Annotated in this window: 21 protein-coding genes; 13 read left to right on the top strand and 8 right to left on the bottom strand. The window is 47.9% G+C overall.

The features are described 5' to 3' along the window. Positions 1–384: 384 nt before the first annotated feature. Complete coding sequence (locus QT996_RS25100) at positions 385–1,041, top strand: 5-formyltetrahydrofolate cyclo-ligase (RefSeq protein WP_333049900.1); 657 nt, start codon at positions 385–387, stop codon at positions 1,039–1,041. 120 nt (positions 1,042–1,161) lie between these two features. Next, positions 1,162–1,938: a fumarylacetoacetate hydrolase family protein gene (locus tag QT996_RS25105; protein ID WP_333049901.1), complete on the top strand. Its 777-nt coding sequence runs from the start codon at positions 1,162–1,164 to the stop codon at positions 1,936–1,938. 136 nt (positions 1,939–2,074) lie between these two features. Here the strand turns inward: QT996_RS25105 and QT996_RS25110 are convergent, their stop codons facing one another. Both QT996_RS25110 and QT996_RS25115 read right to left on the bottom strand, forming a co-directional pair. Beyond that, positions 2,075–2,548, bottom strand: a complete 474-nt coding sequence (locus QT996_RS25110; RefSeq protein ID WP_333049925.1) for a Tic20 family protein — start codon at positions 2,546–2,548, stop codon at positions 2,075–2,077. 190 nt (positions 2,549–2,738) lie between these two features. Continuing rightward, on the bottom strand, positions 2,739–2,936 hold the full coding sequence (locus tag QT996_RS25115) for a hypothetical protein (RefSeq protein ID WP_006631916.1): 198 nt from the start codon (positions 2,934–2,936) through the stop codon (positions 2,739–2,741). A gap of 168 nt (positions 2,937–3,104) precedes the next feature. Between QT996_RS25115 and glyA the strand changes: the two genes are divergently transcribed. The 7 genes from glyA to QT996_RS25150 all read left to right on the top strand — a co-directional run bounded on the left by glyA (position 3,105) and on the right by QT996_RS25150 (position 12,571). Continuing rightward, the gene (gene glyA / locus QT996_RS25120; protein ID WP_333049903.1) at positions 3,105–4,388 is read left to right on the top strand and encodes a serine hydroxymethyltransferase; all 1,284 of its coding nucleotides are present in this window, start codon (positions 3,105–3,107) and stop codon (positions 4,386–4,388) included. A 454-nt stretch (positions 4,389–4,842) separates the two neighbouring features. Further along, positions 4,843–5,898, top strand: a complete 1,056-nt coding sequence (locus QT996_RS25125; RefSeq protein ID WP_333049904.1) for an MraY family glycosyltransferase — start codon at positions 4,843–4,845, stop codon at positions 5,896–5,898. A gap of 138 nt (positions 5,899–6,036) precedes the next feature. Continuing rightward, a complete protein-coding gene (locus tag QT996_RS25130; protein ID WP_333049905.1) occupies positions 6,037–7,293 on the top strand; it encodes a competence/damage-inducible protein A in 1,257 nt (418 codons plus the stop codon). 299 nt (positions 7,294–7,592) lie between these two features. Beyond that, positions 7,593–7,730 (top strand): hypothetical protein, encoded by a 138-nt coding sequence (locus QT996_RS25135; protein WP_006631912.1) that lies wholly within the window; start codon positions 7,593–7,595, stop codon positions 7,728–7,730. 104 nt (positions 7,731–7,834) lie between these two features. After that, positions 7,835–8,275: a type II 3-dehydroquinate dehydratase gene (gene aroQ, locus QT996_RS25140; RefSeq protein WP_333049907.1), complete on the top strand. Its 441-nt coding sequence runs from the start codon at positions 7,835–7,837 to the stop codon at positions 8,273–8,275. A gap of 176 nt (positions 8,276–8,451) precedes the next feature. After that, positions 8,452–9,600, top strand: a complete 1,149-nt coding sequence (locus QT996_RS25145) for an ADP-ribosylglycohydrolase family protein (protein WP_333049909.1) — start codon at positions 8,452–8,454, stop codon at positions 9,598–9,600. Positions 9,601–10,018: 418 nt separating this feature from the next. Then, a complete protein-coding gene (locus QT996_RS25150) occupies positions 10,019–12,571 on the top strand; it encodes an HDIG domain-containing metalloprotein (protein ID WP_333049911.1) in 2,553 nt (850 codons plus the stop codon). A gap of 129 nt (positions 12,572–12,700) precedes the next feature. Here the strand turns inward: QT996_RS25150 and QT996_RS25155 are convergent, their stop codons facing one another. Then, positions 12,701–12,853, bottom strand: a complete 153-nt coding sequence (locus QT996_RS25155; RefSeq protein ID WP_333049913.1) for a hypothetical protein — start codon at positions 12,851–12,853, stop codon at positions 12,701–12,703. Positions 12,854–12,950: 97 nt separating this feature from the next. Then, on the bottom strand, positions 12,951–13,868 hold the full coding sequence (locus QT996_RS25160) for a carbohydrate ABC transporter permease (RefSeq protein ID WP_333049915.1): 918 nt from the start codon (positions 13,866–13,868) through the stop codon (positions 12,951–12,953). Positions 13,869–13,883: 15 nt separating this feature from the next. On the opposite strand from QT996_RS25160, the gene rpsF reads away from it, so the two are divergent. The 4 genes from rpsF to argJ all read left to right on the top strand — a co-directional run bounded on the left by rpsF (position 13,884) and on the right by argJ (position 17,006). Further along, positions 13,884–14,219 (top strand): 30S ribosomal protein S6, encoded by a 336-nt coding sequence (gene rpsF, locus QT996_RS25165; protein ID WP_006631907.1) that lies wholly within the window; start codon positions 13,884–13,886, stop codon positions 14,217–14,219. Positions 14,220–15,047: 828 nt separating this feature from the next. Beyond that, the gene (locus tag QT996_RS25170; protein ID WP_006631905.1) at positions 15,048–15,242 is read left to right on the top strand and encodes a hypothetical protein; all 195 of its coding nucleotides are present in this window, start codon (positions 15,048–15,050) and stop codon (positions 15,240–15,242) included. A 60-nt stretch (positions 15,243–15,302) separates the two neighbouring features. Then, positions 15,303–15,443, top strand: coding sequence for a hypothetical protein (locus QT996_RS25175; protein ID WP_190737482.1), 141 nt, complete (start codon positions 15,303–15,305; stop codon positions 15,441–15,443). Between the two features lie 321 nt (positions 15,444–15,764). Continuing rightward, positions 15,765–17,006, top strand: a complete 1,242-nt coding sequence (gene argJ, locus QT996_RS25180) for a bifunctional ornithine acetyltransferase/N-acetylglutamate synthase (protein ID WP_333049918.1) — start codon at positions 15,765–15,767, stop codon at positions 17,004–17,006. A gap of 447 nt (positions 17,007–17,453) precedes the next feature. Here the strand turns inward: argJ and QT996_RS25185 are convergent, their stop codons facing one another. The 4 genes from QT996_RS25185 to QT996_RS25200 all read right to left on the bottom strand — a co-directional run bounded on the left by QT996_RS25185 (position 17,454) and on the right by QT996_RS25200 (position 22,804). Beyond that, complete coding sequence (locus QT996_RS25185) at positions 17,454–18,773, bottom strand: hypothetical protein (RefSeq protein WP_333049919.1); 1,320 nt, start codon at positions 18,771–18,773, stop codon at positions 17,454–17,456. 151 nt (positions 18,774–18,924) lie between these two features. Continuing rightward, a complete protein-coding gene (locus QT996_RS25190; protein ID WP_333049920.1) occupies positions 18,925–20,145 on the bottom strand; it encodes a decarboxylase in 1,221 nt (406 codons plus the stop codon). A 121-nt stretch (positions 20,146–20,266) separates the two neighbouring features. Next, positions 20,267–22,033, bottom strand: coding sequence for an asparagine synthetase B family protein (locus tag QT996_RS25195; RefSeq protein ID WP_333049922.1), 1,767 nt, complete (start codon positions 22,031–22,033; stop codon positions 20,267–20,269). A 147-nt stretch (positions 22,034–22,180) separates the two neighbouring features. Next, complete coding sequence (locus QT996_RS25200; protein ID WP_333049923.1) at positions 22,181–22,804, bottom strand: DUF3859 domain-containing protein; 624 nt, start codon at positions 22,802–22,804, stop codon at positions 22,181–22,183. Between the last annotated feature and the right edge of the window lie 278 nt (positions 22,805–23,082).

Raw genomic sequence — 23,082 nt, forward strand, 5'->3', positions numbered from 1 at the left:
ATAGCATCTATAACTGGATGGGATTACATTTTGTCAGCCCTAGCTACTGTTGCATGATTTTTGAAAATTGGTATAATTTTGGTGTTTAATCGCGGCACGAGTATGGAGGGAAACCTCCGCCGGGAAATGCGTGCAATCCGGGATTTAGTGCCGAAAAAGATGTTAAGGGAATTGCAGATAAAATCCGGCAAATGAAACTGATTTGGGTGGGTACGAGCATTGAACAAAGTATAGACAGACGCCGGGATGCGGAAGCAAATTTAATCGAGGAAAGTGCTTAAAGTGACAGATTTCGAAGACATCGCCGAATAAATCAACTGGTAAGCTGCGCCTTACATTAGTAGGTTTAAATCAGCCCTATTTAATACGGATTTAATATGAAATATGAATACTGCTGAACCTTCATTAACTAAAACAGAATTAAGAAAATCGCTCCTCAACACCCGCAAATCCCTATCAGCACAAGAATGGAGACAAAAGAGCGATCGACTCTGCAACCGCCTGCAAAACTCGCCCCTATTCACCCAAGCAAAAACAATCCTCGCCTACTTCAGTTGTCGCCAAGAACCAGATTTAAGTCCCCTATTTACATCTTCTGTGAAGGAGGCATCTTGCCTGCTCAATTCTGGAGACAGGCAAGATGCCTGTCCCACAAATACCATTCCCACCCCTAAAAAATGGGGATTTCCCCGCTGTGTGGGCAAAGAGTTATCCTGGCACATCTGGCAGCCCGGAGATGCTTTACATACTGGAGCTTATGGCATACTCGAACCACTGCCGGATGCTCCTAAAATAGATTACTCAGAAGTAGATTTAATACTCGTACCCGCAGTAGGCTGCGATGTTCGGGGCTATCGCTTGGGCTACGGCGGTGGCTATTACGATCGAATGCTGAGTTTAGCTGAGTGGGAATCAAAAGTTACGATCGCCACAATCTTTGAATTGGCCTTGCTGGCCCAACTACCCGTTGACTCCTGGGACAAACCGCTGCACGGAATTTGCACGGAAAGCGGGTTAAAAATAATACAGCAAAAATCTTAAAGGTCGATCAAGCAATAAATTTTCAGAAATTATCCCTAGATCCATGTTTATATATATTCTATTTAGGACTTGCACAAGTCTTTTTGAATCTAGAATCTAAAACCTAAAATCTAAAATACTATGGCCCAGCGCTACGTTCGAGTAAAAACAACACAAGGACACATCCATTACGGTTTACTGCAACTGGGCCACAGCGTTCAAGTATTTGATGCACCGCCCTGGTTAAAAGGACAACCAACCAATTTGGAACTTTCACCAGATACTTACCAAATTCTCGCCCCCTGCTCTCCCTCAAAAATTGTAGCCGTAGGCAAAAATTATGTCGATCACGCGGCCGAGATGGGAACCCCTGTACCGGAAGAACCCCTGCTGTTTTTCAAGCCTCCCAGTGCAGTCATCCCAGCAGGTGCAGAGATTCGCTATCCGCAGCAGTCGGAAAGGGTAGACTACGAGGGAGAATTGGCCCTGGTAATTGGCGAACATTGTACCAACTGCACTCCCGAACAAGCACACAGCAAAATTTGGGGATATACGATCGCCAATGACGTAACAGCCAGAGATTTGCAAAAGCGGGACAACCAGTGGGCGAGGGCCAAAGGGTTCGATACATTTTGTCCCTTGGGGCCTTGGATTGTCCGCGAACTGAGTCCGGCTGCACAATTGCAGACTTTTGTCAATGAGAGCGAGCGACCGGTACAGTCATCCCAGATCGATCGCATGGTATTTTCCGCAGACTTTCTTGTCTCCTACATCAGTCAAATAATGACCCTAATTCCCGGTGATGTGATACTGACGGGAACGCCGCAAGGAGTAGGGCCGCTACAAATAGGCGATCGAGTCCGAATTGAAATAGAAGGCATTGGTAGTCTTGAAAATACAGTAGTTATTGGTTATTAGTTATTGGGCATTGGGCATTGGGTATTGGGTATTGGGCATTAGAACCAACAAATAATAACCAGCTAACAACTGCCAACTCCCAACTGTCAACTGCCAGCAGTCAACTCTCAACTGCCAACTGCCAACTGCCAACTGACTATCGTACCTGCATATAAACAGCATCCGAAAGCGGAGGAATCTCTGCATAGCGTCCCAAAAGCGACTGGACGACTGCATAGACAAATGCAGCAAAAACGCCCAAAAACACCATGTTATACAGAGTTTCCGCAATAAATGCGACTTGGACGCCTTTAGAAAAAATCGGCAAAACCAGACCACACAGCATCAAAACAATGTCTAAAAGAATCGCCTGCATCGCATTAAAACGAATGAAGTGACTGATGTTTTCGTTTCTAACTACTCCTAAATACAGGGCAAAGAAGATAATTAAGCTAGCAAAGGGCAAGCTATAAAGTTGCATCAATGGAGCTAGCGGTATCAACAACAGTTGCAGGACAGGAAACTGTGTAAACAGAAACCTGCCAAAGGCAAGCCCCTCAACCAACGGGAGCAAATAAGGCAAAGAAGCAAAAATCCGGTCTGGAACAGTTGTAGACCCGCGCCAAGTCATAATGAACTCTCCTGAGTCGATCGGTGAACTATTAATTCCTATTAAAATCAGCATAACGCAGCAGGCTCAGTTCCGACTCGCCCGGAATTTGCTCATTTGTGGGCGGATAGCAGCCTCAAGTACCAGATGCAGGGGAACTTAGATCGAGTCGGGTTAATAGTCACCATGCCCCATGCCCCATGCCCGATGATTATTTAATATTGGCAATGACGAAGCCCATTTGACACTCGTACCGATCGGGCAAATTTTCCGTAGGTTTAGCAACTGGATGTCCACAGCGAAGCTCTCCACCGCTCCAGCGCGGTTGTCCAGTGCGATCTGCCAGCAAACAACTTTGGCAAACACACTGAGGGGCAAGCATCTGATTTTCCATTAAAATGACTAACATTTGATACCTCCGGCAGGTTTCACACCAGTAATTTCATTGTATGTCAGGAGTTGGGGACAAACCGCTTAACCTGAACACAACGTAATATTTATGTCAATGGTGCGAAATCCGTAGTACGGTATAAGATCCCCAATTCCCAATCCCAAATTTGTCAAGAGGTTGATTATTGTGACGGACACTAACTTAGAATTCCTTTCCAAAACCGATCCGCTCATTGCCGATTTAATCGGGCAAGAGCTCCAGCGGCAGCGAGACCACCTAGAACTCATCGCCAGCGAAAACTTTACCTCCTCGGCGGTAATGGCCGCTCAAGGCTCAGTGCTGACCAATAAATACGCCGAAGGACTGCCCGCGAAACGGTACTACGGCGGCTGCGAATTTATTGACGGCATCGAGCAAATTGCGATCGATCGCGCCAAACAGCTATTTGGAGCCGCTCACGCCAACGTCCAGCCCCACTCCGGCGCTCAAGCCAACTTTGCAGTATTTTTGAGCTTGCTGGAACCCGGAGACGGAATTATGGGCATGGATTTGTCCCACGGCGGACACTTGACCCACGGTTCGCCGGTCAACGTATCCGGGAAATGGTTCAAAGCTTTTCACTACGGCGTCAGCCAAGAAACAGAACAGCTCGACTACGACGAAATTTTGGCACTGGCTAAACAAAACCGACCGAAATTGCTAATTTGTGGCTATTCAGCATATTCGCGAATTATCGACTTTGAGAAGTTTAGAGCGATCGCCGACGAAATCGGAGCCTACCTGCTCGCCGACATCGCCCACATCGCCGGGTTAGTCGCCACAGGGCATCACCCCAACCCCCTCCCCCACTGTCACGCAGTCACCACCACCACTCACAAAACCCTGCGCGGCCCGCGTGGTGGCTTGATTATGACCAATGACCCGGAATTAGGCAAAAAGTTTGACAAAGCTGTTTTCCCCGGCACTCAAGGTGGGCCCTTAGAACACGTCATTGCGGGCAAAGCAGTAGCTTTCGGCGAAGCATTAAAGCCTGAATTTAAAACTTATTCGGGTCAAGTAATTGAAAATGCACGCGCATTAGCTGCACAGTTGCAACAGCGGGGCTTAAAACTCGTTTCCGGTGGCACGGACAATCACTTAATGCTAGTTGATTTGCGATCGGTAAACATGACAGGCAAACGAGCCGACCAATTAGTTAGCGGCGTGAATATTACTGCTAATAAAAATACCGTGCCTTTCGATCCGGCATCGCCCTTTGTCACCAGCGGTTTGAGACTCGGTTCGCCGGCGATGACCACCAGGGGAATGGGAACAGCAGAATTTACCGAGATTGGCAATATTATCGCCGATCGCCTGCTAAATCCAGATGATGAAAGCGTCGCAGCCGACTGCCTGCGTCGAGTAGCAGCACTGTGCGATCGCTTCCCCTTATATCCCCACTTGTACTTGAAAGTGCCGGCATTAGCTTAATTTTCCTGATCGGCAATGGGGAATTGGTAGTTGGAAGTGTACGGGTAAAAGGGTAAAAGACCAGGAAAAGATTGAAAGTTGCCGGTAGCGATATTGACAAGCAGTTTTCACCAAAAATATCGATCGTCAATACGGTTTTTAGTAAAGATATTTGTCGGGCGGGGCTGGTTTGACTAACGGTATTTGTCGGTTGCGAAAGATACCGTTCAACTGGGCCCGCTCGTCAAATATTGACTTTTTTGCTTGCGAAAGAGTCGATATTTCAAATCGTTAATTCGAGAGTTATGAATGAAAAACCTCACAATTCGCCCCAGGGCAACTGCCATTGCGGCAAATCTCCGAGTCCCAAACCCCCAGTCGCTCTTCAAGATGTTTCTTTGTTATAAGCCATCTGAAATGTAGTAGACTCTGCCTGACAGACTAATTGCCCCGCACTATTTAAAATTGATTTCAGATGCCGTACCAGTATCTGTACCACATACTCGCTTTCCTGGTTTCTGCGATCGTCGTCCTCTGGAGTACGCCAATAGTCAAAAAAATTGGTCTCAAAAGCGGGCGAGTCGATCGGCCAGGCGAGCGAAAAGTCCACAAGCGCCCAATGGTGCGCTTGGGAGGAGTTTCCATCTTTCTCGGCACTCTCACTGCCCTCTTATTTGTATGGCTCTCAGGAGGCTTCCTGGATGCTAACGGACAAGTTCTCAATCCCAAAGACGAATACGAAATTTGGGGAGTCACCCTCGGCGGCATCGGATTCTTCCTCATCGGTTTAGCAGATGACCTATTTTCGCTCTCCGCCGTAAAACGCTTGCTTATGCAAATTGGCGTATCCAGCATCGTTTGGATGGCAGGCGTACAAATTGAGTTTCTCACAGTTCCCTCCCTGGGACTGACTAATATTGGCTGGCTGAGCTTGCCAATTACCGTGATTTGGCTTGTCGGCATGGCGAATGCCATCAACTGGATTGACGGTTTGGACGGTTTAGCTGCCGGAGTTTCAGGGATTGCAGCAGTTGTAATGCTGATTGTCAGTCTGTCGATGCACCAACCGGCGGCGGCCCTGATTGCAGCGGCTTTAGCTGGCGGGGCCTTGGGATTTCTGCGCTACAACTTCAATCCGGCTCAAATCTTTATGGGAGATGGCGGGGCTTATTTTATCGGGTTTACTCTCGCTGGAGTGGGAGTAATTGGGTTAGTTAAAACTACGGCTGTTACTTCTGTGTTGCTGCCATATTTAATTTTAGCTGTACCGATTTTAGATATGTCGGCGGTGATTCTCGATCGACTTCGCAACGGCAAGTCACCGTTTATTGCTGACAAGCGCCACCTCCACCACCGACTTCTAGAAGCTGGACTCTCCCATCGATTTGCGGTTTTATTTATTTACTCGCTGACACTGTGGGTGGGAAGTTTAGCCCTAGCTTTTTCGCTTCCGAGCGGCGTAATCTACGCTATGGGTGCAACAAGTTTGCTGGGATATGCTAGCTGGAAAGTTTGGAGACACGCTAGGTGAAGGAAGAAGGAAGAAGGAAGAAGGAAGAAGGAAGAAGGAAGAAAAATAATTTTTAATCCCCAATGCCCAATTCCCAATGCCCCATGCCCAATGCCCAATGCCCAATTCCCCTATCTAAAATCTCAAATCTAAAATTGAATGGTTGCTGAAATTATTTGTGTTGGCACTGAATTGCTCTTAGGCGATATTCTTAATAGCAATGCCCAGTTTTTAGCCAAAGAATTAGCGAATCTGGGAATCCCTCACTACTATCAAACAGTAGTGGGGGACAATCCAGAACGCATCAAACAAGTGTTAGAAATCGCTGTCAGCCGATCGCAGCTTTTGCTCTTCACCGGAGGCCTCGGGCCCACACCAGACGACCTCACAGTCGAAACAATCGCCGATTTTTTTGGGGTTCCCCTCATCGAAAAGCCGGAAATTATCGCAGATATCGAATACAAATTTGCCCAGCGGGGACGCACCATGAGTCCCAGCAACCGCAAACAAGCTTTAATTCCAGAAACGGCGGACATTCTGCCTAACCGCAGCGGTTCGGCACCGGGTATTATTTGGCAGCCGGTTTCTAGCGTGACAGTAATGACATTTCCCGGCGTACCGGCGGAAATGCACTTGATGTGGCAAGAAACCGCCGTTCCTTACCTGAAAAATGCCGGCTGGTGCAGCGCAACTATTTACAGCCGCACATTAAAATTTTGGGGGATTGCTGAGTCGGCATTGGCCGAAAAAGTAGATAGTTTTCTCAATTTAACTAATCCTACTGTGGCTCCCTACGCCAATCACGGCGAAGTTAAACTGCGGATTTCGGCCCGCGCGGAGTCGTCCGTGGCTGCGAAAAACTTGATTGAGCCGATCGAACAACAATTGCGGCAAATTGCCGGCTTAGACTGTTACGGTGCTGATAGCGATACCCTCGCTTCGACTGTGGGCCAATTGTTGCTCGATGCGGGGCAAACTCTTAGCGTGGCTGAATCCTGCACCGGAGGTGGATTGGGGGCGATGCTGACTGGTGTTCCCGGCAGTTCAAGCTACTTTTTAGGCGGGATTATTTCTTACGACAATCGGGTTAAGGAAGGATTATTAGGTGTTAATCCGCAAGATTTAGCCGAATTTGGGGCAGTCAGCGGCCAAGTGGCAAAACAAATGGCTGCGGGAGTTCGCGCCAGCCTCAATACAAATTGGGGATTGAGCATTACAGGCATCGCCGGGCCCGGAGGCGGCACAGACGCTAAACCTGTCGGACTGGTTTATGTCGGTTTAGCGGGCCCTTACGGCGACGCAGAAAGTTTTGAATACCGATTTGGCGATGCCAGAGGCCGCGATTGGATTCGGAATCTGAGTAGCTGTACGGCGCTCGATCAGCTCCGGCGTAAATTATTGTTGGCAAAAGTGTAGAAAAAATCCCACGATTGGTCAATTGTCAACAGTCAACCGTAAACTTAAGCTTTATTTAACACTCTCTACTCTGAGATAGTTCGGCAATATTCCGCTGGCCTCTTGATTATCTGTAAAGATTCGTTATGATAATAAGATAGGACTGATTGGCCTATATACTGACTCTCTCCATTGCTCAAAATAACCGGCAAGCGAGAAAGCAAGTTTGACCTTTGGTTTCAAAGTCGTGCTTGCTTATTTTCAGATATTTAGCCGTCGGTTTAGCAATCTAGACTATAAAAAAAGGAGCTATCCGTTCAATGGAAGACATTGAAAAGGTGCTGGAACAAATTAAAGAATGGGTTCGCAAGCTGATAGAAGGACTGCTGAGTCCCGAACCTGAACCGGAACTCGAACCGATTCGTATTCCTGTCAACCAACCGAGGAATCGCAGGTAGTCGGGATTGAATTAGAAGTTTGAAGTTTGAGCTTTGAGGTTGGAGACTGGTTCTAAATCCCATGTCAAAACTCTCCTAATTTTGTTGCGCTGGAAATTTTAAAATTGTTAAATATCCTGGTACTTCACGGCCCTAATCTGAATCTATTGGGTCAGCGAGAACCTGGAGTTTATGGTTCTGCGACTTTAAATGATATCAACAAGTTGCTAGAACGAGAAGCGCAAGCCCTCCAGGTGCAAGTCTCTATTCAGCAGTCGAATCATGAAGGGGTATTGGTGGATGCAATTCACTCGATGTTAGGGCAGCACCAAGGCTTATTGATTAATGCTGGAGCCTATACTCATACGAGTGTGGCAATTAGAGACGCGATCGCCGCGGTGAATATCCCTGCGGTAGAAGTTCATCTGAGCAATATTTACCGGCGGGAAGCTTTTCGCCACCACTCGTTTATCGCAGCGGTGGCGCTCGGGCAAATCAGCGGTTTTGGAGCCGAAAGTTATCGGCTGGGGCTGCAAGCTCTAGTGAGTTACCTGATTAAAAATTAAAAATTTACCGATTGTAGCGATCGGATGAGGGCAGGTTTTAGATGGAAAACCCGCCCTTATATGTTTGGGTTTAATTCAAATTATTCAAATTAATCACAAGAGTTAAGCAAAAAATGATAGCCGAAAAAATTATAAATTATAAATTACCAATTACTAACAACTTGAGTTAAATTCAAATGCGGCATTCCCTGTTGAGCAAGTTTCAAGGAACCATCCTGGGGGCAGTTTTAGGAGACTCTATAGGCCTGCAATACCAGAGGCAACTCCTGGGTATTCCCCCCCAAACAGAAGACTTGCAGCCGATTTTACAACTGACGAAACACCAACAATTGACCGTAAGTGGCGCAACATTGGCGTTGAATTCTGTAAAAAGTAAAATGCCAACTGGCAAAGACTCATCCGAATCCGGGAGACTTGCGGTGGCGTGCGCTCAAAGTTTAATTCGGTGTAGCGGTTTAGATTTAAAAGATTGGCGCGCTACTTGGGAAGCATTTGCCAAGTCGGAAATCTACCATCGGCCAAGCAGTGAGTTTCAAACTCTGCTTCACCCTGGTGAAGCAGCAGTTGCTGCGCTTCCTGCTGCGATGTTTTTTCACGAAAATAAAGCCAAGCTGCGAGAAAAAATCATGCTGGCGATAGAGGTGTGGCCCAACGAAAACAAGCCAGAATGGGAAACAGCAATTTTAGCAGTAGGATATGTGATCGCCAGAGCTCTTAAAGAAAGACTTGACCCCGCGACAGCGATCGAGCAAACACTTGCTTACCTGAAAACAGATAATGCCTTAACAGAGCTGCTGCTGCAAGTGCAAATACTACTAGAAAAAGGAGCCGATTTAGAAACAGCCGCCACTCATCTGTGCAAAAGCGCCACAGCTTTGCGAGAAAAACAGGGCGAAGGTGAAAAAAAATTACAAACCGAGTCAATTGTCAACCCAGGAAATTTCATTCCCATTGCCTTAGCTTTCTACTGCTTCTTGAACACCCCAGAAGACTTGCGCTTGTCAGTGGTGCGGGCAGCCCGCTGCGGCATAGCCGGGCAAATCACCTGCGCTTTGACGGGAGCTTTGTCTGGAGCATACAACGGCGTTGCTGCGATTCCTGTAGAATGGCGACAAGTATCTTCGCCTGGGGTTACATCGCTGCCGCTAGCTGAGGGCCCTGAACCCTCGGTCTGGGAAACCCGCAGCGATGCAAAAATTGTAGAGTTAGCAAATAACCTGTTTGCTGTTTGGGCGGGAGTTTACAGACCCGATGCCACCCAGGATTCCGCAGCACTAGCCCGAGCGGTGGCTGCACCTTATGTCATTAGACCTCGTAATATATAAACTTTTGAGCTTTTCATAGGGAGGGGTAAGCAGAGATTAGCACTTAGCAATTAACAAGTCAAAAGCGCAAGTGGAAGGAGAGCGACAATTAAATATTAAAAACTCAAGAATTAAATCGGACGCACCTGCCCCAAAAAACAGGGTTTCAACGAGAATATGGGGTTGGGAAACGAAGCATTTACGGAGAAACAGGGTTTTTAGGCCTCGCGCGCGAGTTCTGTTCAAGATGGACAAGGGAAGGAAAAAAGGTGCTTGCGTTGTTGGTTACAGTCAGGAAACCCAACTGCTGGCCATAGTCAGGCAAAGTAGGCTGGGGGGTTGAATATTCAGCCAGGGTAGTTCGCATAAAATCAATCAAGATGCATAGTCAGAAATCCTGACAAAGCTGCTGGATAACAGTGATATATCTTCGACACAAATGAATACGCTCTCCTCATTGATGCGGCAGATTGAGCAGCTAGGGGCTGCGCGCTCACTGCGCCAACACATTGCTAAAGTGCAAAATGTCGGCAGCAAAGCAGATACCTCACGCGCTGGCGGGTCTCTCCTGAGCCGTTTGTCGCGCCAGAAATGGGATTTGCCCGAGACTTTTACTCGATTTTCAAGTAAAACCTCAAAATCTAGGCTCAAAAATCAAGCTCGTTCTCCTATGTTGGCGCTCGTAGCGGTAGTTTCCCTAAGCAGCACTCTGGGCCACCGCTTCTACAACCAGCCAAAACTCGATGTGGGGACGAAAGCTCCTCAGACGATTAAGGCTCCTGTTAGTGCTAGCATCCCCGATTACAAAACTACTGAAGAACAGCGCAAAGCAGCGCGGATCGGGGCTGTAGCGATATTAATGCTCGATAGTGCGGTCGATCGACAAATTTATCAAGAATTGCAACAATTTTTGCAGCAGGGAAGCGAGCTGCGGGGGGCGGTAGGCCCGTTTCCGTTTGCGAGTCCCTCGGTGCTCTCCACTGCTGCTCAGGTTTACTTGCGGGGCTGTCCTGAGTGGGAGTGGCGATCAATTGTGGCGCAAGCAGGGGACAGAAGTGCAACTTCCGAGCGACTGAGTTTGGATTCCCCCGCAATTGCTGCGGCAACAGATAACAAGTCTCAGCAAGATGCTATCGCTCAACTGCAAGCTTACAGTCGATCGGTTTCAAAAGCAGACTTTCAAAGCCTGACAGACCGTATTTCCGAGGCTCGGCGACGCTATCTGAGTGCTGTGGAGGCGCTTGGAAAACCGTCGGTTTCCGGACTCGGACAGAGTTACGATACTTCGCTGTTTGATTTGTCGGATGCAGCTTGGCAGAAAACCCAAACGGGTATGAGTCGGGCGACAAAAAGGATGGTGGCTCAAGGTATACCGCAGGGCTTGCCAAAAGAGATTTTGAAAGAAGCTGTGAAGCTGCAAGTGGCTGATGAAGTGCCCTTAGAGTCCCAAGCTTTGGCGGTGGAGGGTTTAACAGCGATTTTGCAGCCAAATCTGGTGAGAGATGGCGAGGAAACCAAACAGCTAGCTGAATTAGCGGCGCAAAAGGTGAAACCGGTGATGATCGCAGTAGATCAGGGGGAGATAATTGTTGCACAAGGACAAGAGATCTCGCCGCAAGATTTCGTGTTGCTGGACTATTTTGGTTTGAGCCGCCGGGGGGTAAATTGGCTGGGGCTGACGGGTTTTGTTTGTTTAGTCGCGGGGGCAATTGCGATCGTACTGCTGGTGGAAAGGCACTACCGCTTGCGCCGGAGAGATCATTTGCTATTGCTGCTGCTGACTTTGAGCGCGCCCGTGCTGGTGAGTTTGGGGCTGCCTTGGACGAGTTTGCCCGCGATCGGCATTTTAGCGGGCGGCTTCTACGGTTCGGCGGTGGGAGTGACTGTGGTGGGGCTGCTGTCGGCGCTGCTCCCGATTGGCTTAAATGTGGAGTTGATTCATTTAGTCGCTAGCGGGGCGGGGGGATTGCTGGGCGCTTTTATGGCCGGGCGGCTGCGATCGCGCGAGGAATTGGCTCTTTTGGGCTTGGCTCTTGGGTTGACTCAGGGCACGGTTTATCTGGTGGGGACTTTGATTGCCAGCGCCGCTGTCGGTGCGATTTGGTACGTCGTGCTCGGTACGGTGGGCGCGCAAAGTTTGGCGGGTTTGGCTTGGAGCGTTGTAGCGATCGGTATCAGCCCTTATTTGGAACACGTTTTTGACTTGATTACCCCGATCCGGCTGGCGGAACTTGCCAATCCCAACCGCCCGCTGTTGAAGAAATTGGCTGCCGAGGCTCCGGGGACTTTTCAGCACACGCTGTTTGTGGCGAGTTTGGCGGAGGCTGCGGCCCGGGAACTCGGCTGCAATGTTGAGCTTGTCAGGACTGGGACATTATACCACGATATTGGAAAAATGCACGACCCGCTCGGATTTTGTGAAAATCAAATGGGCGGAACCAACAAACATGATGAAATTAATGACCCTTGGGCGAGCGCGGAGATTATTAAAAAGCACGTTACCGAGGGGTTGGTGATGGCGCGGAAGCATCGATTGCCGAAGGCGATTCAGGCGTTTATTCCCGAACACCAAGGTACAATGTTAATTGCTTATTTCTACCACCAAGCGCAGCAAATTGCTGCAAAAGAAGCAGAAGATTTAAAGATTGCTTTGCCAGATGCGGGTAATTCAAAGTTAACAATCGCAAGTCGCCAAGTGAGGGAGGAAGATTTTCGCTATGACGGGCCAATTCCGCAGTCGCGGGAAACGGGGATTCTGATGCTGGCGGATTCTTGCGAGGCTGCTTTGCGATCGCTCAAGGATGCTACTCACGAGGAAGCTTTGAATATGGTTAATAAGATTTTGAGAGCTCGCTGGCAGGACAATCAGTTGATTGATTCGGGTTTAACGCGGGAGGATATGTCTCTAATTGCGGAGATTTTTGTGCGGGTTTGGGAACAGTTCAATCACAAGCGGATTGCTTACCCTAGTGCTGTTTTTACTCCCAGGTAGGAGGAGATTTTTAGTTATGAAAAATCAGTTCGCCTTTCAGTTGTGAATGAGATTTCATTGCGATTTGCCCCGCAAATAGCCATGCACTTGATGATGGTCGCTCACAATTACCACAGTTTGTTTGATTCCTCAAACTTCTGAAGAGTCGATATCTCTTTCGCCGGTTAGGTGCGATCGCAATTTTTGCCTGTCTTGGGCATCGATCGCATTGGCAAATGCTACGATCGTATCTACAACCGCAGCGCGGTCAACAATCCAGCGGATTTCGGGTAGTTCGTACATAGCAAATAAATTTTGTGAGTTGTATCGCAGAAGGAATAAATACTAATTTTCGACTTCCAATCCCAATGCCCCATGCCCAATGCCCCATGCCCTCATTCTATCCTTTAACTCCGGTGGCGGTTTCTGTTGGCACAATGTATTTTTGCAAGAGCAAAAATAGTCCTAAAACGGGAACAATAGAAATAATGGAACCCGCCGCAACTAAACGCCAATCTAAGGAAAATGTCCCCGCTAAATTGGCTACGCCTAAAGGTAAAGTGTAATATTCCGGCCTGTCTAAAACTAACAGAGGCCAGAGAAAGTCGCTCCAAGAACCGATAAATACAAAAATTCCTAAAGTGACTAAAGCCGGCTTAATGGCGGGAATCATGACGTGCCACCAAATGCCTAATTCTGTGCATCCGTCGATGCGCGCAGCTTCTTCTAGTTCCTTGGGAACTGCTAGGAATGCTTGTCGTAATAAAAATATGCCGAAGGCTGAGGCTAGTCCGGGAAAGATTACACCTAAATAACTATTTTTTAGTCCGAGTTGTACTGTCAATATGTATAGGGGAATCATGACTATTTGGAAGGGAATCATGATTGTGGAAATGATTGTGATTAAGATGGCTTCGCGGCCGCGAAATTTGAGTCTGGCTAAGGGGTAAGCGGCGAGGGCGCAAAAGAGGACGTTGATGCTAACTGTGAGGCCGGCAATTAGGGTGCTGTTGAACAGGTAGCGGCCGAAGGGGTTGGTTTGCCAAACTTTGATGAAGTTTTCGAGGGTTGGCTGTTGTGGCCAGAGTTGCGGGGGAAATTGAAAGATGTTTTCGTTGGGGGATTTGAGGGAGGTACTGAGCAGCCACAGCAAGGGAAACAGCATTAAAAGTGCGATCGCGCTCATGATGCTGTACGTCCACAGGGTGCTCCACCGCGAGGGAGTGTTGTTTGGGGAATTTGGTTTTTTAGTTTTGAGATTGTTCATTGTTGGGATATGATAATAAGTCCTTGCTTCGTGAGAAGCCTTGTTGTCCATAAGGGGATTATTGCCATGAAACCGTTTATTTACGAAACTATGTACATTCTGCGCCCTGATTTGGGTGAAGAAATGACAGACCAGGCGATCGCTAAATATCAAACTATTTTGCGCGATCAAGGTGCTGAAAGCATCGAAACTCAGCACCGTGGCAAGCGCCGTTTGGCTTACGAAATCGGCAAGCACCGGGACGGAGTATACGTTCAAATGAACTATACAGCTCCGGGCGCTGCAATTTTTACCCTGGAGCGCGCGATGCGTCTGAGCGAAGAAGTGATTCGCTATTTGACAATCAAGCAAGATGTGCCAGATGCACCTGAAGCGGAAGCTGAAGCGGAAGTCGCCGAGTAGCATTCGTGTCAACTTAACGTCTTATGTAGTACCAGCCTACTGTTTGACGATTGACCCGCTTATCCCCCAGTGCACCCTTCTTAAAGGCTACCCTGTACACCCAATTTGAAAAACTAACGTAAGGTCAGAGCCTTGCGCTCCCCCTCGCATCCCCCTTAAAAAGGGGCTAGGGGGATATCAGGAATTTTGGGTACAGCATAGTTTCTTAAGGGCGGGACTTGATGTTAATTGAAATTATAGGTGAATGGGCGATTGTTTTTCTAGGGGAGGACGATCGCTCTTTTTTGTGGCGAGGCTGCTGGGACTTAATCTATTTTTATCAACAAAGAAAGCTCGCTTTTTCAGGATGGCGAGAGCGATTCACTTAGCCCAACTCTATTATCTAGTTGACTACCAAAAAGTTGACTATGCTTGAGCATAGCTGGTTAATCATTGTAAATCTAATTGTGATTTGCTACTTATTAAATTTACTGTTAACTAAGGCAAATTCGACTTTCTTGAGAGGCAAAATTCTGCATCTATAACTCTGAACCAAACTATAAAGTTATTTTGGCCCTTGGCAATTAGGTAGCCGCTAAAATGTGGCTCTTAGAAGATGAATATTGTCAAATTTTGCCAACGGCTGCTTGAGGTTGGGCCTGAATCAACTAGCCAAAGCTCGATCGCACTCCCTGCAACCTCGATCGAGATTCTCGCCCCATAGCCCAATTGTAAAGTTTTGTGACAATTGTAATTTGGTAGCTTTAGATACAGAATTGTCTGTTATAGTGATAAAAGAGAAGAAAAAACCAGCTCAACATTAATCTAAAGAATACCGAGGAACCGCATATGTCTACCGAAAATCAAGCTCGCTCTCTGATGATGCGCCACCACCAACTGGTGAAGAACCGCCAGCAATCCATGCTCAACCGCACCGCCACCGAAGTCGGGATGGAAGATACGCACTACTGGGGCCACATTCAAGGCAAACCGCAGCCCAGCTTTCAAGCTAGTTACGATCGCAGCAACGCCACCATGAGCTAGTGCAAGCTCAATTTCCTCAACTGCCTACGAAGCTATTACCTCTATTTGGAGAAGCCAGTTATGTCAACTCAAGAACAAGCCCGCACCCTGATGATGCGCCATCAACACGTCGTCAAAAACCGTCAGGAATCCATGCTGAGCCGTGTGGCTGCTGAAGTGGGTTTAGATGCTGGTTCTCCAGCGAATATTGATCGCAAATAACTCCTTTTTTCACCGGCGAGATAGTTGAATCGAGTTTGTGGTTTGCTAGCCAAAAATTAATAATGTCAATTACAAAACCGTCGCGACTTCTTCTTGAGTTCTAACTCTAGATTGGAAGTCGCGATTAGTTTTATGGGGAATTGGGAATTGGTAATATCTCGATCGTACTGCTTGTAGAGAGAGCAGTTTGAGCAAAGGGTGAGCTAAACGAGAGTAGGATAGCCTCCAAAGTATACACATCACAAACCATAAAAGATGTTTGTGCCGAGAAACTTGATATAATCCCCTTTCAGCAGATTGAAGGCTACTAGGGAGGTCATCATGTCGGACTGGAAAGAAATTGACGGCGGAGTCACAGCACCGAGAGGGTATCGAGCATCGGGAATTACAGCGGGCTTGAAGCCTTCAGGCTTACCAGATTTAAGTTTAATTTTGTCAGAGGTAGACGCGATCGCCGCCGGAGTCTTCACAACTTCCACTGTCCGGGCCGCTTGTGTGGACTACTGCCGCCAGCGTTTGCAAGCTAAACCCAGCGCCAAAGCAATTTTGTGCAATGCGGGACAAGCTAATGCTGCTACTGGCGAACAAGGTTTGGCAGATGCCCTCGAAAGTGCCAAATTGTTGGGAGAAGCGCTGAATATTCCTCCAGAATCGATTCTTTTGGCCTCCACTGGCGTCATCGGACAGCGGATTAAAATGGAGCCGCTGAGGGCGGGAATTCCGCAATTAGTTGCTGAGGCATCGGAAACTGGTTCCGATGCGGCGGCTAAGGCTATTTGTACGACTGATTTAGTGCCGAAAACGATCGCCCTGGAAACCATGTTTGGCGATCGACCCGTCCGCATCGGCGGCATTTGCAAAGGTTCGGGAATGATTCACCCGAATATGGCAACCATGCTGGCATTTGTAACTTGCGATGCAGCAGTGTCATCGCATTTATGGCAAGAAATGCTGAGTCGGGCGGCTAACAGAAGTTTCAATCAAATTACTGTTGACGGCGATACCAGTACCAACGATTCGCTAATTGCTTTGGCAAACGGTCAATCCCGCACACCGGCAATTACGGAAATGGGGGCAGATGCTGAAAAATTAGAGGCAATGCTGACAGAAGTTTGCGTACATTTAGCAAAGGCGATCGCCCGTGACGGCGAAGGTGCAACTTGTTTGGTAGAAGTGCAAGTTAGTGGCGCGCTGGATGAAGTTTCTGCGAGTAAAATTGCCAAAACAATTGTCGGTTCTTCCTTGGTGAAAGCTGCTATTTTCGGACGCGATCCGAATTGGGGGAGAATTGCGGCGGCGGCTGGGCGCGCTGGTGTACCTTTCGATCAAGAGAATTTGCGGATTCAATTGGGGGAGTTTTTGATGATGGAAAACGGACAACCTAAAGAGTTCGATCGCGCTGCTGCAAGTAATTATATGAAAGCGGCTGCGGAGGGGGAATATTTGAAGGCTGATACGGTCGTAATTCAGGTTAGTGTCGGGAATGGCAGCGGTTTTGCGAAAGCTTGGGGATGCGATTTGAGTTACGACTACGTGAAGATTAATGCCGAGTATACGACTTAAATAAGTCCGGGCGGTTAAAAGTCCTGGTGGTTAAAAACCGCGCCTACACAAACAAAACCAGACGAGAGAAAGTTGAAGGCAAATTTCACACATTTTAAACTAAATTTCCCCCCGTGGGGGGAAATAAAAAAACCTGTTGCTGATTTATGGTATGAAGCCCTAAATATGCCCGTCATAAAAACCAGTACCCACAAAGCTTTTAAATTTTAAAGTTATTTTTTCATACTCTGATTAAGCAAGGCCCAAAAGCTTTATGATGCAGCACCTCATCTCAAGCAACTTATTTTAATTGCAGGTTTGGGGCATGATAATATCTCAGACCTGATTGAAAGTCCTCAGTTGAGGGATGGCATGAAAAAATACATTCAGGAGGTTAATGCCACAACAGGAAAATACTTCTTCTTGGGTTCATGTTTCTTATCTGATTACAAAGTTTGAAAGCACGTCCTAACCAAAACTATCGGAGACAAACACATAGCCACCACCATACCCAGCAGCATTATCCACTAATATTAAGCCGTCATTAATCTGCGTATCGCCACTCTGAGCAAGTCCATAATTCACCACGCGCAACAACCGCTGCGGCGTAAAAGATTCCAATTCCACAAAATTACCTGCATCCAGCCATGCTAGTTCTTGTGCTGTTAAACCTTGCCTCACGGTGTCGGGTAATTGACGAGCGCTTTGTGCCATTGTTTGAGATTGCTGTACAAACATATCGCGGGTTTCCAAGATTTGACGGGGAGAAATTCCCAAATCCAAAATCGTGACGGCTTGATTTGCAAACCAGTTTGGACTGGTTCGTAATTGATGTACTAAACTAACTCCAGCAGGGTTCGCATCGTGCAGCGCATAGACTTTTAAATCGGCATTGCGTCGCAGCATTTCGATTACGGTGTCGAAGATGCTTTGGGGATAGCCACTGATGCTGAGAATGGCGCAGTTGTTCTCAAAATGGACGTTGTTGGCAATCAGGAATTGGGCGATTTCGTCACTGTCGCAGATGATTGCGCGATCGAAACTGTAGGCGCTAACTTCGGGATCGATGCTGGCGGGTAAAGCTTCTTGGCGAGGTGCAGGGAGCAGTTTTTCTACTGTTCCATTCACTGTTTGCCAGCGTTGCAGCCACTCATTACTCTGGGCTGCATTGACGAGAAATATTTCACGAGTTATCTGTTGACGATTTTTTTGTGAAATGCTGAGCCAGTAGGAAAATAGTCCTAGTGCAGAGGCTACGATGTATCCTGGAAAATAATTAAATATCAAGCTTCCTGAAATCCCTGTTACTAAAATAATTATTCCTAAAGTTTGTAAATTTGTGGCATTAATTCTTCTGCTGCGAACACTTTGCTCGGTAGATTGGCTGTTCACGAAAAATACCCCAATCCAAATAATATTGAAAACTGTCCACACAATCAAAAATTCCGCAGCGTAAGAAAAGACATAGCTAATGAATATACCGCCAAAGATTACCATGAAAAAGCTCTGACCTAAATATCCTAAAATCCACCTCCAGAGGTTAGATGAGGTGCGATTTTTCAGCCGTTTATCCACCAAATACAAAAACTGTTTGGGCGTAAAAAATAACATATTTTGGCTGGAAATATCTGCGATCGCCTTCTGAAAAAACGGATCTGTGAATGCGAATTTTTTATCGGTGATAGTATTGGGATCAAACACAAATGGATGGTTGCACTGTTTGCAACGACCTGAGTTGATGGTACGATCGCGCAAATTATTGTCGGTATTACACTGGACGCATTTCATTCCCATTTCAGTTACTCCTGATTAATTTAATGGATTTATATGGTTGGGGTTTGTTTCGGAATGATTTTACCGCAGAGGCCGCAGAGGAAGAGAAGAGAGATAATAAGTAGAAGGAAGAAGGAAGAAACTATGCCCAATGCCCAATGCCCAATTAAAATATTTGCCCGTTTAATAAAATAGAATAGTCTTCTCGCTGTCGAATTAATCGATCGCCCTTAGCATCAATCAACACCTCAGCAGGGCGGGGGCGGTGCAGAAAATGTGACGACATCGCATAGCCGTAAGCCCCGCTATCCAAAATCGTGATCGCATCTCCAATTTTGAGTTTCGGTAGCCAACAGTTGCGCCCCAAATAATCCCGCGAATAAGTCGTGTTGCCGCAAATATCCGTTTCATGTCGCGATACATCGTCGGTTTCCCAAGTTGCGATCGCGCGATAGCCCCCGTGCACCGCAGGCACCGATAGATTTGATACAGTCGTATCCACGCCGACAATTTGCCTATCGCCCAACCACTTCACCGACACAACTTTCGCCAGCAAAACGCCACAACCTGCGATCGCCGATCGTCCCGGTTCAATCACCAACTCGATCGGGCGAGATAGCGCACTCAATCGTTCAGTAATCGCCGCACCAAACTCCCCCCAGTCAAACACTGCGCCGCCTCGATAGGGATAGCCAAAACCACCGCCAAAATCGAGGGTTCGCCAATGGGGCAACAGTTGGGCGATCGGAATTAGGCGATCAATCGCCTGCGTAAAAGCACTCGTGGCGTTCGTTCCTGTCCCCCGATAAAAATGCAATCCGGTAATCCTCAACCCCTGCTGCTGCGCGATTTCGTTGGCTTTCTCAAATTCGGCGGGACGCACTCCAATCCGACTGTCTCCCGTCAATTCCGGTGAGTTGAGGCGCAGTCCGATTTCGGCACGGATTAATCGCCCTTGACTCGCGGAATATTCGCAAAAATCTTGGAGTTGCGACAGACTATCGAAGTTAAATCGATCAATCTTCCACTCGATCAATTGCTGAATATCCGCCCTGTTGAGGTTACTGCCGGTGTAGACAATGCGATCGCTCGTAAAACCCGCTTTCAGCCCCAAAAAAACATCCCCCGGTGTATTCGCGTGTAGCCCCCAACCAGCTTGCTGAATCAATTGCAACAGAGCAATATTGCCGTTGGTGACGCTAGCAAAATGAAACTGAACGCGGGGATAGTCGATCGATCGCGTAATATGCTCAAGGGTCTGATTGAGGATATCGGCCTGATACACATATAAGGGCGAACCATAAGTTGACAAAAGTCGCTCAGCCATTGCTTCGGAGAACGGCGGCGAATGTGTTTTGGTTTCATTCTGTAGCAAAGATTCAGTCATATAGAAGAAGTTCGGCAACGGATTTTGTAACGGATGTTCGGCAACGAATTATTTAACGGATGTTCGGAACAGGGAAGATTGTAAAATCAACAGTCAACAGTCAACAGTCAACAGTCAACAGTCAACTGTCAACCATCAACCTCCTTCGATATTTCCAAATGCGCTGCCCGATCGCCGGTGGCAACCAAAACACATGATCAAGCGATCGCTTAATCGGAATTTCGCCTAAAACCTCGGTTCGCCATGCCTGCCACATCAGCAGCAACCAGAGATTGTTGCCAATATAGCGATCGCGCATTGCAACTCCGAGTTGTCCCGATAACATCGCGTCGGCCAAATGGGGCTGCCAGCAATTTTGCGATCGCAACACATTCGGATTCAGCCGATCGCCGATCGCAGCCCAAAACTCGCGGTAATACCAAACCTTCAACGGCACACCCATCCCGCGCTTTTCCCGCCAGACAATTTCCGGCGGCAGCCAGCGTTCAGAGGCTTTTTTGAGGATGTATTTTTCGCACGCACCTTGCAGTAGCAGCTCTCCTGGCAGTTGAAACGTCCAGGCTGTGAGGTCGGGGTCGCAGAAGGGCGATCGCACCCACAAACCGCAAGCAAACGCCAATGCCGTTGCCCTCGGCTGAATATTTTGGGCACCTTTGAGCATCAGCGAAGCGCGCCGTAGCCTCGCTAGCAGGGAAGGACAGGTTTTGGGATCGATCGCGTCTTGCAGGTAAACACTCAAATCGTGAGACTGGATGCGATCGAGCATTTCTGGCGAAAAAATCTGTTTTTCATAACCATAAAATCGCTGAAACGTCCGCAAATACTGCTGTTCAAAGGTTTCTTTTCCGGCAGGATGTTCTGCACTGTAAACTCCGTTGGCAATCAAAGGTTTGTTTGTCCATCCGGCAAATAGCTGATCGCCATTCTCGCCATTGAATACAACTCGCACCTCTTGCGCCGCCGCCTGTTTGAGCAAAAACAGTGCAGCCGTGGTGCCATCTCCATAGGGTAAATCGAGGGCTTTGGCGGTTGGCCCGATCGCCCGCAACACTGCATCGCCCGTCGCCGCCACTCGGATCAGCGGAATCTGGAAAAAGTCCGCCACCTGTTGGGCGTAGGGCAGTTCGGAATAGGCTTCCACACCAAAATCGAGGGCATAGGCGCGCACCTGCAAGCCTGCTTTCACTAGCAGTGCCGTCACTAGGGAAGAATCGATGCCACCGGAGAGTAAAACGCCCACGGGTTCGTCGATCGGCAAATCGGCCACTTGTCGATCGATCGCCTGTTGCAACAGCCCTTGCAATTGTGCGATCGCCTCATCCTCACGGCGCAGTAATTGGGGCGCTTCTTGCCAAGCCGATGGCAGCGATTCCCTACGGGATAGCTTCGCCGCCCGTACTTTCGGCCGATCGTTAACATCGGCGATTTCCCAAATCATCTCGCTTCCGGCTGCTACGGATGCAATTTGCTCGATCGGAGTTAACGGCGCGGGCACGTAGGAAAAGCAAGCATAGCTGTGGAGGGCGATCGGGCTAATTTGAGGGGAAGCAATCAGCGGTAGCAGCAATTGCATTTGCGTCGAAAACCAAATCGTTTCTCCCAACTGCATCCAGTAAAGCGGCACTCGCCCAAACGGATCGCGCCCCAGCCGTAGCTGTTTCGCTTCTACCGCCGCCCAAGCATCTCCCGGTAAATCGGTTGGCCCAAATCGCCCGCAAGCATTCAGCGTCACTGTGTCAGCCGTGAGTACAGATGCAGAGGCGATCGCCCAGTCTGATAATTTGCCCTGCCGAATGCAGTAGTCTGGGGCTAAACGGCTGAGCGTTTTTGTGCGATCGTCCAGTCCCCAGTAGCCGATAAAATGTGAAGGTTGGTCGATCGCACCCATTAGATGTCTCCAATAATTATTGTGGAACAGGCCGGAAAGCCTGTTCAAAACAGGCTTTTTTGGATAAGTCTATTTAGATATCTCCAATAATCATTGTGGAACAGGCCAGAAAGCCTGTTCAAAACAGGCTTTTTTGGATAAGTCTATTTATTTCACAGTGAAAGGTTCACTGCTGATGACGCGCCCATCCAGGGACATCCGAACTTCCCATTTGCCTGGGGCTGCAGCAGATCCGAGATCGTAAAAGCAGTGCGTATTCCAAACCGCAGTATCGATCGTGCGAGTTTGATACCTGCCCTGATGAACAACGTCACCGCTGGGGTTAATCCAATCGCATTGCATAGACAACTGATTGCCGATCGGAGCATTTTGCAACGTCACCTGGTAGTAGATGCGGGGGTTGATTAGACGGTTGACTTGAGTAAAGCTGTCACCACCTTTTTTCGATAGCGCAATCCTGTCTTCTCCTCCCACAACTTGAGCAGTTTTTTGTTGCTGATTTTGCCCGAACAGCACACCTATCCCGATCGCAGAAATGACAACAACTGTCGAGGCGATCGCAATCCAACGGTTGCGTCGCTGCTGTGTTTCTAGGACTTCGCGGCGGCGCATTTGGGCGATCGCATCTTCTAAAAGCTCATCAGGAAGATTCAACTCTCGTAAAATTTCTCTTACCTGATCTGGGGCCAATTCTAACTCTCGCTGCTGCGATAACTTGTCGATTTCAGCGACTACCTGTGCTAACTGAGTTTGAGTGAGTCGAGTTTCCATAAAGTTCACGATTAGTATCTGTAATGTTCTTGCCCACTAGAAAGTTAAATATAGCGATCGCCTCTCTCTTCTCGAACTCAGCGCCCTCTGCGCTTTCTGCGGTTAAATTACTCATATTATTCAATAAACAGCTCTCTAAGTCAATTCATAAAAATCATAACCTTAACCTCATAAAATTCATACAGCGTTTCCCGCTGTTATGAGGTACAATAGCAACAGTTAGCTTTCCCAATTTCTTAAATGCTGAGGATTTATTAAATTGAGGGCAACTGCTATTA

Origin of the sequence: Microcoleus sp. S13C4 (assembly GCF_036700865.1) — a bacterium.
Taxonomy (GTDB): domain Bacteria; phylum Cyanobacteriota; class Cyanobacteriia; order Cyanobacteriales; family Microcoleaceae; genus Microcoleus.

Bases quoted from the DNA above. Each gene is read 5' to 3' on its own strand.
- QT996_RS25100 (WP_333049900.1), top strand. From the start codon at position 385: ATGAATACTGCTGAACCTTCATTAACTAAAACAGAATTAAGAAAATCG.
- QT996_RS25105 (WP_333049901.1), top strand. From the start codon at position 1,162: ATGGCCCAGCGCTACGTTCGAGTAAAAACAACACAAGGACACATCCAT.
- QT996_RS25110 (WP_333049925.1), bottom strand. From the start codon at position 2,548: ATGACTTGGCGCGGGTCTACAACTGTTCCAGACCGGATTTTTGCTTCT.
- QT996_RS25115 (WP_006631916.1), bottom strand. From the start codon at position 2,936: ATGTTAGTCATTTTAATGGAAAATCAGATGCTTGCCCCTCAGTGTGTT.
- QT996_RS25125 (WP_333049904.1), top strand. From the start codon at position 4,843: ATGCCGTACCAGTATCTGTACCACATACTCGCTTTCCTGGTTTCTGCG.
- QT996_RS25130 (WP_333049905.1), top strand. From the start codon at position 6,037: ATGGTTGCTGAAATTATTTGTGTTGGCACTGAATTGCTCTTAGGCGAT.
- QT996_RS25135 (WP_006631912.1), top strand. From the start codon at position 7,593: ATGGAAGACATTGAAAAGGTGCTGGAACAAATTAAAGAATGGGTTCGC.
- QT996_RS25145 (WP_333049909.1), top strand. From the start codon at position 8,452: ATGCGGCATTCCCTGTTGAGCAAGTTTCAAGGAACCATCCTGGGGGCA.
- QT996_RS25150 (WP_333049911.1), top strand. From the start codon at position 10,019: ATGAATACGCTCTCCTCATTGATGCGGCAGATTGAGCAGCTAGGGGCT.
- QT996_RS25155 (WP_333049913.1), bottom strand. From the start codon at position 12,853: ATGTACGAACTACCCGAAATCCGCTGGATTGTTGACCGCGCTGCGGTT.
- QT996_RS25160 (WP_333049915.1), bottom strand. From the start codon at position 13,868: ATGGACAACAAGGCTTCTCACGAAGCAAGGACTTATTATCATATCCCA.
- rpsF (WP_006631907.1), top strand. From the start codon at position 13,884: ATGAAACCGTTTATTTACGAAACTATGTACATTCTGCGCCCTGATTTG.
- QT996_RS25170 (WP_006631905.1), top strand. From the start codon at position 15,048: ATGTCTACCGAAAATCAAGCTCGCTCTCTGATGATGCGCCACCACCAA.
- QT996_RS25175 (WP_190737482.1), top strand. From the start codon at position 15,303: ATGTCAACTCAAGAACAAGCCCGCACCCTGATGATGCGCCATCAACAC.
- argJ (WP_333049918.1), top strand. From the start codon at position 15,765: ATGTCGGACTGGAAAGAAATTGACGGCGGAGTCACAGCACCGAGAGGG.
- QT996_RS25185 (WP_333049919.1), bottom strand. From the start codon at position 18,773: ATGAAATGCGTCCAGTGTAATACCGACAATAATTTGCGCGATCGTACC.
- QT996_RS25190 (WP_333049920.1), bottom strand. From the start codon at position 20,145: ATGACTGAATCTTTGCTACAGAATGAAACCAAAACACATTCGCCGCCG.
- QT996_RS25195 (WP_333049922.1), bottom strand. From the start codon at position 22,033: ATGGGTGCGATCGACCAACCTTCACATTTTATCGGCTACTGGGGACTG.
- QT996_RS25200 (WP_333049923.1), bottom strand. From the start codon at position 22,804: ATGGAAACTCGACTCACTCAAACTCAGTTAGCACAGGTAGTCGCTGAA.